The organism is Methylocaldum sp. RMAD-M (genome assembly GCF_017832375.1).
Lineage (GTDB): Bacteria > Pseudomonadota > Gammaproteobacteria > Methylococcales > Methylococcaceae > Methylocaldum.
This window is the reverse complement of record NZ_JAFIBZ010000025.1, coordinates 14,108-26,639: the sequence shown is the minus strand read 5'-3', so window position 1 is coordinate 26,639 and position 12,532 is coordinate 14,108. Positions and strand designations below refer to the sequence as shown.

The 12,532-nt window shown below is 50.8% G+C and carries 9 protein-coding genes; 5 read left to right on the top strand and 4 right to left on the bottom strand.

Annotated elements, in window-relative coordinates; genetic code table 11:
- The first annotated feature begins 249 nt into the window (after positions 1-249).
- Positions 250-1,299: a hypothetical protein gene (locus tag JOD69_RS18890; RefSeq protein WP_077732107.1), complete on the top strand. Its 1,050-nt coding sequence runs from the start codon at positions 250-252 to the stop codon at positions 1,297-1,299.
- A 443-nt stretch (positions 1,300-1,742) separates the two neighbouring features.
- On the opposite strand, the gene JOD69_RS18885 is transcribed toward JOD69_RS18890, so the two are convergent.
- A complete protein-coding gene (locus JOD69_RS18885) occupies positions 1,743-2,480 on the bottom strand; it encodes a polysaccharide biosynthesis/export family protein (RefSeq protein ID WP_077732106.1) in 738 nt (245 codons plus the stop codon).
- A gap of 99 nt (positions 2,481-2,579) precedes the next feature.
- Entirely contained in the window at positions 2,580-3,992 is a 1,413-nt protein-coding gene (locus tag JOD69_RS18880; protein ID WP_210024159.1) for a lipopolysaccharide biosynthesis protein, read from the bottom strand.
- Between the two features lie 1,048 nt (positions 3,993-5,040).
- On the opposite strand from JOD69_RS18880, the gene JOD69_RS18875 reads away from it, so the two are divergent.
- The 4 genes from JOD69_RS18875 (at position 5,041) to JOD69_RS18860 (ending at position 9,656) form a co-directional block, all read left to right on the top strand.
- Positions 5,041-5,913, top strand: a complete 873-nt coding sequence (locus JOD69_RS18875; protein ID WP_077732103.1) for a hypothetical protein — start codon at positions 5,041-5,043, stop codon at positions 5,911-5,913.
- Positions 5,910-6,602 (top strand): sugar transferase, encoded by a 693-nt coding sequence (locus tag JOD69_RS18870; protein WP_077732102.1) that lies wholly within the window; start codon positions 5,910-5,912, stop codon positions 6,600-6,602. Before JOD69_RS18875 ends, JOD69_RS18870 begins: the two co-directional genes overlap by 4 nt.
- Before the next feature lie 85 nt (positions 6,603-6,687).
- Positions 6,688-8,190: an O-antigen ligase family protein gene (locus JOD69_RS25290; protein WP_139841052.1), complete on the top strand. Its 1,503-nt coding sequence runs from the start codon at positions 6,688-6,690 to the stop codon at positions 8,188-8,190.
- A gap of 35 nt (positions 8,191-8,225) precedes the next feature.
- Positions 8,226-9,656, top strand: coding sequence for a Wzz/FepE/Etk N-terminal domain-containing protein (locus JOD69_RS18860; RefSeq protein ID WP_077732100.1), 1,431 nt, complete (start codon positions 8,226-8,228; stop codon positions 9,654-9,656).
- Between the two features lie 338 nt (positions 9,657-9,994).
- Here the strand turns inward: JOD69_RS18860 and JOD69_RS18855 are convergent, their stop codons facing one another.
- Together JOD69_RS18855 and JOD69_RS18850 are read right to left on the bottom strand one after the other, a co-directional pair.
- Positions 9,995-11,149, bottom strand: a complete 1,155-nt coding sequence (locus JOD69_RS18855) for a glycosyltransferase family 2 protein (protein ID WP_210024158.1) — start codon at positions 11,147-11,149, stop codon at positions 9,995-9,997.
- Between the two features lie 170 nt (positions 11,150-11,319).
- Entirely contained in the window at positions 11,320-12,489 is a 1,170-nt protein-coding gene (locus JOD69_RS18850; protein WP_077732098.1) for a GNAT family N-acetyltransferase, read from the bottom strand.
- Between the last annotated feature and the right edge of the window lie 43 nt (positions 12,490-12,532).

Below are 12,532 nucleotides of genomic sequence, written 5' to 3'. Positions count from 1 at the left end.
TGGGATTCAGCCATAGCTTAAAAGGGGGGGTGCTCGTACTTTTGGAAAACGAATGGAACTGCTTGAACAGCCGGTAGTTCGACCAACGCTGAACCTGTCAGGAATGATGGAGTTGGTCCCAGGGACGCTAAAGCTCGGTGATTACGGCGGTTTAGATCAGCCGTCGCACTGAAGCTTACATAACCTGGCATGGCCGCGAAGAGCCGCTATGCCTCGAATTTGTAGCGAAAAAATCCCACGGGAGAAACCATGAAATTTGTAAACTCTTACCTTCCTTCAGCCAAATGCGCCGAAAAACGAGTTGCCGACGGTCGCAGCCATAGAATCGTACGCAAAGCCGTCCATGGCCTGTCGATAGCAGCGACCCTGGTCATGGCTCAATCGGCCGGTGCCGCCGACGATTATGTTCGTCCGTTCGGCCCGAACGCGCCCTGGAACCGACCGGTGGACGGGCTGCCGCGTCATCCCCAGTCCGATGCCTTGACCAATCGCCTGTGGCAATATTCGCCGTCGCGGGTCGGCAATTTCAATCTGTCCTTCAGCGGCTATACCTATCCGGTGTACATGGCCAGCACCGCGAAGGGCTCTTACCAGGTCCAGGCGGGGATGGGTAACCTCAACGGTACCAAGATCCCCTGGAGCCCGGACTGGAAGCCCGCGACCGGCTCCGATGGCCAGGTGATCATCCTCGACCCGGACAGCGGGCAGGAGTGGGATTTGTGGCAGGTGAACTTTAACGGCTCCCGGATTCGCATCTCGAACGGCAATCTGGTGCCGGGCTCGTATTTGACCAAGGAAGACGGCTTCAAACCCTCGCGCGGCTGCGGCATTTCCTATCTCGCCATGCTGGTGAGACCGGAGGAGATTGCCCAGGGCAAGATCGAGCACGCGCTGTCGATGCCGAGCCGGAACACCGCGAAGACCTTCGTAGCGCCGGCCACCAAGTCGGACGGTCGGGTTACCCAGAACGGTATGCCCATGGGCACCCGGTTTGCGCTGAACATCACCGATGCCGAGATCGACGAGTGGGTGAACTCCTTGCCGAGCGAATTGTCGGACCAGACCCGCCAGGCGGCGCGGATCATCGCCGTAGCGCTTAGGGATTACGGCTGGTTCATCTCCGACACGGCCGGCGGCGCGCACTTCCAGTTCGAGGACAACGCCACCGCCAAAGCCAAATGGGAGGCGCTGGGCTTGGGAGAGCAATACATCAACTATAAGAACTATCCCACCGATCTGCTCGATGGCTTGCTGACCAAACAGCGTATCTATGCGATAGCTCCTAGCGACCAATACTGATCGAGCTTATCGGTACGGAAACCCTGCGTGCGCGTTTTCTCGAGATAAGACAGTTCGTCCGTTCCCTCTCAAAGTGAGACCGCACGCAGGGTAAATACCGACTGGGCTAGCCCAAGCCGAGCAGTTCTGAACCCACGTCGCCGTATCCGCCTCCCCGCGATTCGATTGCGAGAGGCGATAATCGTCGGTGGGCCCAGCTCTACTCCGAACTCTCCCTCAGCCGGGTTTCGACACTCGGCCACGTCGATCCATCCTCGGGCGGGATTTTTCTCGCCCCGGGATGCATTCATAGATCAACCGAACACCGGAAAAATCGGTTTCGCCAACCTTTCCCTCAGGCTGCTCATGCGTCATGAGGCGCGAGTCGCTCGCGATCTCATAGGCGGAACAGTCCGCCGACGGTCCTAAATCGTTCCAGATACTGCTGGTCCTTTCCTCAAACCTCAAAACAGCGGTATGAAGAGCCCGTTGAGCATCAGTATTTTCCGGATTTGATCCATGAAACCCGCAACCTTCGCCACCCCGCGCTTCGGCACAAAAACGACATCCGTAGGCTGAAGCAGAAAATCCGAATCGCTTAACTCGCCGTCGAGGATATTTTCCACATCGACTTCATGCGTCAACGGTTGGTTGTTGGGTCCTTTTCGGATGACGGTGACATCGTTGATATTTGCAGTCTCCAGGAATCCCCCGGCTTCGTCTATGGCTTGGAGGACCCCGATCTTGTTTCTTACCGTGATGAATCCGGGCTTTGCGATGTCGCCCGCCAAGTAGACCCTCGGCTCGGTAAGCGTCCGGACAAGCACCGTGACGGCAGGATCTTTCAACTCTCCGGAATAGGCGTTCGTCAAGACTTCGTCGAGCTTCGCCGGGTTTATCCCTGCCGCCTGCACGTCGTCGATCAGTTGGAGAGAAATCTTGCCATCCGGCCGCACGATTACCGACTCGTTGAACTCAGGGGTATAAAAGAATTTCACGTCCAGCTGATCTCCGGGCTGAATGATGTAATTAGGCGGAACCTCATACCTGCTCTCCACCTCGGCCAATGCTACGCTGGGATCAAGGACGGGCCGGTTAACCGTACACCCATAGCAGCCCATGATGATGATCAGCGTCATCAGCCCTGCCAGACGACCGGAAATAGCTTTGCGACCTCGCGCAATCGGGTTGACTCCGTTCATAGCATCCTGTCCATTAGATAAGTCGTGGTTTACAAAAATACGTGACGTAATTCGGTACCTGGTTTACGAAAGCTCGACATCTAGCATTCTTTCGCTGCCTTAACGCCTGACGGCATCGAGTATCGTATTTGCTCCCTTAATAACGACCTCCTTTTCTAAAAGCCATAGTGTTCCGAAATAAGCGGCGGCTCCCGTTACTCCGGCAACCAACAGTTGCACCACGGGAGGCTGATCGCCGATGCTGTAGACCAGCGGGGTGGTAACAATGGTGAGCGCGGTCCCGCCGACAAACGCCGGCCTGAGTGCGCGCATCAATTCCGACACCGTAACCCCTATCACCCGTACGATTACGAACAAATGAACGATTTTTACTAGGAATGCCGTTGCGATTAGGCTCAATGCCACCCCTACGAGCTGGTATTGAACACCCACGAGAAGTAAAGGAATCAGTATTATGATGTGTAGTATGCCCATTTTTAACAACAGTGCCGGGCGTCCAATTGCCTTATAGATATCACCCGCTGTCGTTCCGATCGAGAAAATAAGAAATGCAACAGGCAGCAACCGGAGAATCGGAATCGCGCCCAACCACTGAGCCCCGAGCAAAACCTTGACTATAGGTTCCGCTGTGATAATGAGACCGAGAGAGATCGGAACAATAAAAACCTGAACGTATTGGGTTACCGAAAGAAATGCTCGTCGCAGCAAGTGGGGCTGGTGCTGTATCGTCGCTAACGCGGGAAACATCGCTCCCGCCAATACCACCCACACATTCATAATCAGTAGATCGACGATACGATAAGTTATCGAATATATCCCGAGCGCCGCATCTCCGAGGGTTCGTCCAATAACGATAAACTCGATATTCGATACAAGTGCGTTAATCAGGTTAAATGCCATGAAGGGTATGCTGAACTTCAAAAGGCGGCCAAGCTGTGGCTTTTTGATGCGCATCCTGAGTTTTTGCCGCAGTGCGATGCGCGCTAGGATGACGCCCGAAAGCGAACTCGATAGCTGTCCGATGATCAGCGACCATGCCCCGAATCCTTTGACGGCAAGAACGATCGTGACAACTGCTTTGATAAGCAATCGCCCGAGATCCGGTATCAGCTTTTTGCGAAACGCCAAATCCCGCTGAAGAAGCGCAATGTGGACCGAACCGAAAGGATCGATGAGGAACGTCAAAGCAAGTATCCGCAACATCGGCTCGACCGCCGGTGCGCGAAAAAAGACGGCAACCGCCGGAGCTATGGCGAAGGTAAAAAGAAAAAAAAGAATTCCGATGACCAGATTCGCGGCGTAAACGGTGTTCGCCGCTTCCTGTACATCGTTTCGCTGCTGTATCAGAGCGCTTCCTAAACCCAAGTCTTGCAGCAGCGAAAAGTATGAAATGATGATTGTCGCTAGACTGACTATCCCGAAGGTTTCGGGTGGCAAGAGCCGGGTAAGTACTGCCATGGTGATCAGTACGACGCCTTTGCTCAGTGCAAAAGACGCGTAGTTCCACGCCACGGCATGTACGGTCTTTCTGCCAGCATGAATCATTGTTCAATCCCTTGTCGCGAATTCGTTCGCAGGCCATTCTTATGACGTCATGTCATAAGTCCCAACTCTGCTTACAGCACTATTAAGGCAGAACCCTACCGGTTTGCCCTCCTTGTTCATCGTGCGATACACAAACCGACTGGCGCTTCGTACTCTAATATAAATCTTGCCGATACGCCAAGAGATGCGATTCCCTATTGCATTGTTGATACACTTCGCCCGTTGCGTGCATCACGCCGAGTTCCTCCTGGCTGTTATCTCGACCGAAGCGAGTGGCGGCTTAACGCCTTTGTTACACTGGCCCGTCCTCGCATGTTTCGAAACCGGCTCAGTTGCTATGACTTAGTTGAACCTCTATCGGCCAGTTGGACTGCCGGGGCAGCGGAAAGATTCAAACAAAGTTATTCTTAGTGATATCGAGCTTCGAAAAGCCGATTTTTTGTTGATTTTTGTCTATTCTGATTACGCGACTGTTTGATATAGTGAACGCATTCGGCCGGACTTCGCGCAGTCCCGGTCCGTCCCAGGGAGGATAATCGACTTTTGGAGTCTGGCGATGGACAGCACCCCCATTCACGCGAACCCGAGGCACTGCCATGCAGGCGGATTGTCGCGGCCGCGTTACTCTCCGGCCGGTCTCGTTGCCTGGCCGTTCCTGCATCACGATGTTGAATACCGTCCTCTAGCTCATCTAAATTTGTCGGAGTGCAGCAAAACTTTCGATCTGCATTATGACGGCTTTGAAGCGGTCCCGATCGCTCGAGCTGTCGACGTCGACATTCATTCCGCTGCACCCAAGGTGAATTTAGCGCCTGCGCACAGCCGGCCGAAGCGCGGAAGTCAAACCCGCCGCCTTGGAGCTATCCTGACGGCTTATCGTTCAATTTATCGGAGGTAAAAATACATACAGCGATTGCGCGCAGCACAAGGACTTGATGCAGCGCCCTCTCACTATTCGGAGAATCTTAACGGACAGATAGAGAGAATAAAGTTTGCAGAAAAGGAGTGTTTGCAAATGAAATCTATTTCAAAGGACTTGCTTGGTCTGCTTACGACTGTCTTTATACTTTTCGGCCTAAATACCTTAGATCCGGGAACGGGTTCGATCGCCAGCATCTCCACTCCCACAAAAATTTTAGCCGCCTTGTCGGTGCTCACTATCGTGGCGGGCTGGAAATTCTGGACCAAACATTCCATATACCTGCCTCTCCTATTAGTTATAAGTACAAACCTCGCTTTATCGGCACGCCATAATACCCAATACAATAATTACATCTTCGGTTTTTTAGAAACCATTCTTCTGAGTATATCGGTGTATTTCTCCCATGCCGTCGCCAGGTGGATGGCTTACGTTTCAGAGGAACTGGAAAGCATGCTCTTGAAAGATCTGCATAAACCGATCGCCAAGCTCCCGGACTCCATGAATGAAATCAATACATATCTTTATCAAAGCAGGCGATCCGGAAATCCGCTTAGCGTTATCGTATTAGACGTGAAGGAAAACCTTAACAAATACTCGCTATCCCACTATCGAAAAATGATATTTCATGAGCTTGCCGAACGCTACTTGAAGCGCTATCTGACGGTAAAGTTGATAAACCGGATCGTCGCCGGGTTTCGACGCAGCGACATGATCGTAATGTGTACCGAGCATGACTCCCGGTTGTTAATCATGTGTCCGTCAACAAGTCTCGAAGCATGCAATACCGTGGCTCAACGGATACAAACGAGCGCCAAGAAGGATCTGGACCTTCCCGTATCGGTTGGTGCAGCGTCTTTTCCAAGCGATGGGTTCACACTTGAAGCCTTAATCAAAACCGCCGAGTCAAATATCGTGGATGGCAAGCAGCCCCTGCCTGTCGAAGAAACCGAGGAGCAAGCTGCATGATTACCCCAACGCTAAGAGAGCGATATGGAAATGATCTCGACTGGTTAGGTCGATTCAAGCCAAGACTAAGAATCTCCAACAACCAGGGTTACTTGATAGCCAAGCGGCTATTCGACATGCTATTTGTAATACTTACGAGTCCATTGTGGATACCGCTAATATTAATTATTTCATTGTTCATTAAACTGGAATCTCCACGAGATCCCATATTCTTCTTACAAGAACGGACCGGTAAGAACGGCTATCGGTTTTGTATCTATAAATTCAGAACCATGGTTCCAAATGCTGAAGCGCTCAAATGTGAACTCATGCACTTGAACGAACTACAGTGGCCGGACTTCAAAATCCAGAATGACCCGCGGATAACCCGCGTAGGAAAGATATTGCGGAAAACAAGCCTGGATGAACTCCCGCAAATTTTTAATCTCTTGTTCGGCCAAATGACGTTAGTCGGACCACGGCCGACATCTTTCCACCCCGAAACCTACCGGCTCTGGCAAACCGAACGCCTGGATGCGATACCGGGAATCACGGGCTTGTGGCAGATTCTGGGTAGAAATAAGACTGAGTTCGACGAACGCTCACAACTCGATATCGCTTACATTCAGCGAGCCTGTCTCCGACTCGACCTGGAAATCCTTCTGCGAACTTTCCAGGTAATACTGACCCGGCGCTCACTCGGTTGTTAGCAAACTGAGCCGGACGGGCTCGCGATGCAAATTGTTCCCTTAAGGGAGAACAGTGCAATTTTCGATCGAACATAAGGAGAAAAGAGTGTCTGCAAAACCATGGACTTGGCTATCCCAACCTGAAGGGATCGGGCGGCGGATCGCCGCACAAAAATGGGATCTTTTGGCCCTAGGCACGAGTGCGCTGGTGCCGGTTGTATTGATTTCCCAACTGGAAGCTCTTCAATTGGCACTGATGTTCATTGTCGTGTTTGTCGGAATTCCAGCCGCCGTTCTCACTTTTGCACGTACCGACTGGGGTTTGGCGGCATTGACATTCATCATTTATACGAATGCCTCGGATGTCGCCATCGAGCACGGTGCACCATCGCCGACTAAGTTGTACGGCGCCGCGCTGCTCACCGCATTCACGCTTCGCTTCATCGGTGGCGATAGACCCGTTGGAGCCGCCAAACCGGCCCTGCTCGTCCTGATATACATGCTGCTCGTCTTGGCGTCGTTATCCTATTCGGACTACTTTCGGGACGCACAGGAATTCGTCTTCAATAACATCAGGGAAGGAATGATTTGTATTCTCATAATACTAATATCACGAACTGCCGCCTCGTTTAGGCTCTTGATTTGGGCACTAGGATTCGGTGCACTATTCTTAGTATCCATGAATTTTGCCCAATTTGTTACTGGTGCTTATTGGTTCAAGTTCGCTGGATTTGCAAATGCCGAATATGATGAGCTCGCAAAGGAATTGGGCGATTATCGGATATCGGGCCCTTTGACCGACCCCAATTTCTATGCCCTCATCCTTCTACCCATAGTGCCATTATGTATCGAGCGGCTGTTAAACGAACCCATTCGGTTGCTTCGCCCGCTAGCGGCAATTACGCTCGCTTTGGTACTCCTGGCCATCAGTCTCACCTACTCTCGCGGCGCACTTGTGGGCATATTCGGAATGCTGTGCCTTGCACTTATGCACATTCGCGTTTCTCCCAAGGTGTTAACATCAGGCCTCGCCGTACTAATCTGCCTGCTCGCCCTTGCTCCGAGTGCTTATGTCACTCGTATAAACGATATGGTCGCCACGTTTTCCGGAGAGAAAGATCCATCCGAAACCAGCGCCGCAGACATTTCGGTCGACGGACGCAAGGCGGAGATGCAAATCGCGTTGCGTATGTTCGCGGATAACCCGTTGTTCGGAGTTGGAGCCGGTAATTATGTTTTCAATTTCCAGCGCTATAGCCAGGACTTACACCTTATGAATCGCGGCGAAAATCGAAACGCACATAGTCTTTATCTTCAGATAGCCGCTGAACGAGGACTTATCGGTTTGGTGAGTTTCGGAGCTCTGCTATGGTTTATGGTCAAGAGCCTGAAGCAGGCAAGATACACGTTCGAACAAGCAGGACGCCACGACTATGCAACTTTGGTAACTGCCTTTAGCATAGGAGTTTTCGGTTTTCTTGTGAGCAGCTTGTTTCTGCACGACTCTTATCCAAAATATTTTTGGATTCTGATGGGAATTGCCCTTTCTTTACCGCAAGCAGCCGAGTGGGAAATGGCTCACTCTGGTAAGCGTTCGCTCTCTACTTAACTTTTTCAATAACTCACTATAGGGATATAACAGTGATGCTCTCTAATCGTCAAATACGAGATTCTAATTTGGTCGCCATGGTGATCAGGCATAAACGCAAGGCTTTGGTGGCTTTCTTAGTAGCCTTATCGGCTGGAGCAATTACCGCAATTCTTGAAAAACCGGTTTATGAGGCACATGCCGCGTTGTTGTTCAACCTGGGTCGTGAGTACAAATACATACCTGAATTCAGCGGCCCCTATAGTAGCTCTAGGCGTGAATTCAAAATGGAGGAATTGCTCAACACGGAGTCGGAGCTTCTGAATAGCACAGACTTACGGCAAAAAGTAATCACTTCGATAGGCATCAAAACGCTATACCCTGAACTTAAAGACGCAAATCCTCAGGATCAATCCGTAATGGATGCGGCGCTATTGAATTTCGACAAAGCTCTCGCCGTCAAAAGCGTGAAAAATTCGGGCGTCATCCACGTCTATTTTGCCCATCCGGATTCGGTTGTCGCGAAGCGGGTCGTCGACTTGCTCGTTAACAGTTTTATCGATAAGCACGTCCGAATTTACGGAGAGTCCCGCGCTCCGTTTTTCGAGCAAAAACTCGCCGAGTACACCGTAGGCCTGCAAGAAGCCACGCAGAGTCTACGCGACTTCAAGCAACAGTACGGGATAATTAACGTCGACGAACAGATACGGTTACTGTTGCAAAGACAGTCAGCCGTAGAGGAAACGCTCCGGCTTTCCAAATCGAGGGCTAATGAACTGTCTCATAAATTGGCCGCTCTGCAAAAGTTGAAAAACAGGGTTCCGCGGAATGATCCGTTGTCCACGGGGGTGGACTTTGCGCAGCAAAGGCTCCTCGAGCTTCAGCTGAAGGAGCAGGAGCTTTTGCGGAGATACAATGAAAACAGCAGGACCGTGAGTGAAGTTCGACAAGACATCGATAACGTGAAGGCATTCATGCGCCAGAACGAAGAGGAAAAAGCGGCGCAGATTCGGCGTCAGCCGAACCAGGCTTACTGGGCGCTGGAACTGGAAACGACCCACCTCGAGCCCGAATTGCTGAGCGTCCAGACAACCATTAAGGATGCCGAGCAGACCCTGAGGCAGGTCAACGATCAACTATCGGTCATCAATATGCATAAGGGAGAATTGCTTAATCTTGAAACGCGGCTAGCGGTAAAGGAAGGCCTCTATCGTGATTATCTGAGCAAACTCGAGGAAACCAAGATTTCCGAAGAACTGGACCTCAAGAAAGTTACCAATGTCCGCGTCTTCCAGGAGCCCACGATATCTCCGAAGCCATTAAACGCGGCAAGACTCTTAAAGGTAATGGTTGGTGCGCTTTTTGGGCTTTTGGCTGCCTTCATCGTGGCCTACTTTGCTGAGTTGAAGCGACGCGGGCTTTACACACCGGAAGGTGTCGAAGAAAAGCTCGGCGTGCCGGTCCTGGCTCGAATCCCGTCCCCATAAAGACCTTCGAACGGAGTGGCCGGCATTTGGGAACAGTGGACACACTCGGCTGGGTAAACCCGCTGTCGTCAGCGGATGGGCGGTCTCGAGGCCGCCCTACCCCGCTCGACGGCTGTGCACCTCCTTTCGATGGACGATCCGTCGGCGCCTGACTTCCTGCGGACTATCGTCGTGCCGTCTCGATGGGCCTCAGGGCATCCGTGCGCCCCACGCCCCACAGCCACAACACTGATCGAACGTCCTTGGAAGCTGCGATCCGCTTGCCGGAGTCGTAACCGCTTCATCAGCAGACCGAACTCACCATCGAAAAGGAAAGCGCTCGCAGAACGAATCTGCCCTCACTCCGTACGGCGCGCTTTCTCCCAAAGAACGGTCTGCCTACCTTTCGAATACCTCACCAGACCGCGGAAGGACGCAAAATTTCCGCTCGCGATGTAATACCAAATCCCCAACAGCCCTACCTTCCAACCGAACTTTTCCGAGATCCATCCAATAACGGCCAGGAAACCAAATGCGATTTGGGCCCAAAATAATGCAATCACTATTTCGGGAGTATCCGGTAAAAACATCAATCCCGCGCTGGAAAGAAAGACACCGGCACTGAAGAACGGCAGGAAGAGACGCATGACCTTATGAGATACCAATTCGAAAATTGCGAGCTTGTCGTTCCATGGCCATAATGCCCGAGCATCCAGGAGCATCTGAAAGCGTCCGGCTGTAATGCGCTGCCTTCGCAAAACCTCGTCGCGCGTGGACATCGCCGAACTTTGGAAACACAGCGCCGCCGGATCGTAGATGACTCGAAATCCTTTCCGCAATGTCTGCATGGCGAGGCAGGCATCATCGAGAATCATATTGGTCGGTATAGGCTCGAATATCGATGCGCGAATGGCGAGCATCGCCCCGCTGACACTGACGGTCGACCCGCATTGAGTTTCCTTCGTTTTAATGTAAGCCTCGTAGCCCCAATACGATTTCTCGGAGCCGAAGATCGGCGATCTGTTTTTGTGCAAACGCCTGTTGCCATTAACGCATCCGACCTCTGGATCATTAAAATTCCGAACCAGAAGCTTTAGACTATCGGCACGATAAATGGCACGTGCGTCCGAAAAAATCAGGATTTCACCCTTGGCTAGAGCGGCGGCCCGATTCATCGCGGCAGCCTTCCCTTCCCGCACAGGGGAGTGAACAATAGTGATATCCGGTTTATCGGTATATTTACTGATTATTGATGACGTTCTATCCGTCGACCCATCATTAACCACTATCACCTCGAGCAGATGCGCCGGGTAATTCAATGACAGACTATTCTCAATTTTCCTGCCTATAATATCCTCTTCATTGTAAGCGCAAACAATCAAGCTGACTGTCGGGTGAATCGGCGCTGCGTCGATTCGACGTTGTCTTACCGAGGCAAGCGCTGTAATTAAGATGGGGTATCCGATATAGACGTAACAAATTAAGCCTAGACATAACCAAAAAATTGATAACATCATAATCCCTTGATGTCTTTGTCTAACGGCATTGATGACAGTGTCGAAAGGTTCATGAATGGCCTAAATCATCGAACTATCGGCCACTCTAAACAACCTTGCTAATACGACACATGAAGTTTCACTTGCTACGTATTTACTCAACGAATTGCGACTCCTTTGCCTATTAGTCAAGCACGAGCGAATCGCCCGGGTATGATATTCAAATTCCTCAACTTCGGCTTCAACACCAACCATACCGGGCGAATCTCAAGAAGTGCTTTTTGATATACGTAAGCAATCCATCCTCGCACGGTCGGCCTACATAGATAGTAGTGAAATACGTTGTAAAATTGGGGCTTCCATCCACTATGCCATGATGCATCCGTAATCAAATTATTAAAACTAATTCCACCCTTGTTCTCATAATAATTCATAAGATATTCGCGAAGCAGATGACCTGGACTACAGAATGAATAGTTTTCATCATAACCGATCTTTACGGTATAAAGGGTACTATCCGTAATGAGACTGAACTCCACAGATATAGGCTTTTTATCATGCCACATAATATGAATTTCGCATCCGCCTGATCGGGAGTAGTGTTCCATTAGCAGCCTATAAAAGGACTCGAGCTTTTTGTCTAGTTTTATGGCTGTACCAGATCCTTTTCTACCTTTCCAACCAGAGGCTTCAACATCTAAAAAAGCCTCGTAAGCCATGCCGAGTTCCGGATGCTTTGATGCAGACGTGTAGGTTATGTTTCCTAAATCTTCGGCACGCTTTTTTGCTCGTCTCATATTATTTCTGAAAGTTTTCGAAAACCCTTGAAACATTAGATTATAAGGACGCATAACTATATAGTCGCATTGCCCACAGGATCTTCGAACATTCCAGATATTAGACTGTTCAGCTAGTGCAGTGACTGCGGCTGATTCTTCAAGGACACGCGGGAGATAAATATAGTCCCAGGAAAGGCCTGGCACTTCTTTCAGATGTTTTAAAACGAGAGGCACGTAAGTTTTTACGCGTTCGGGTTTAGCAACCACAAAATCATTGAGGCACATGTGCGGATGGCTCGGGAGTTGCAGCACCCTCATCTTCAGCCCGAATATTCGTTGCGATGATATCTTCAGTGGGAAAATGGCTTCCGGATTGTCGCTTACATATACCACCGTGAATAACACCGTATCGGGCTGGTCTTCCAGAGCATTTAGATAACAACGGTACCAGTCCGCGAGGTGAAAAAATCGCTTGCCATCCATAACCTTCGTTATGAACTCCCACTCGGTTGCGATTTCTTCGAGACCGGATATCCCTCGGAACGTTTTGATAGTTACCTTTTCCGAAATACTGCGCATTATGCAATCCCTTGCCCTTGTTCTTACGGTTAGCCGTTCCATT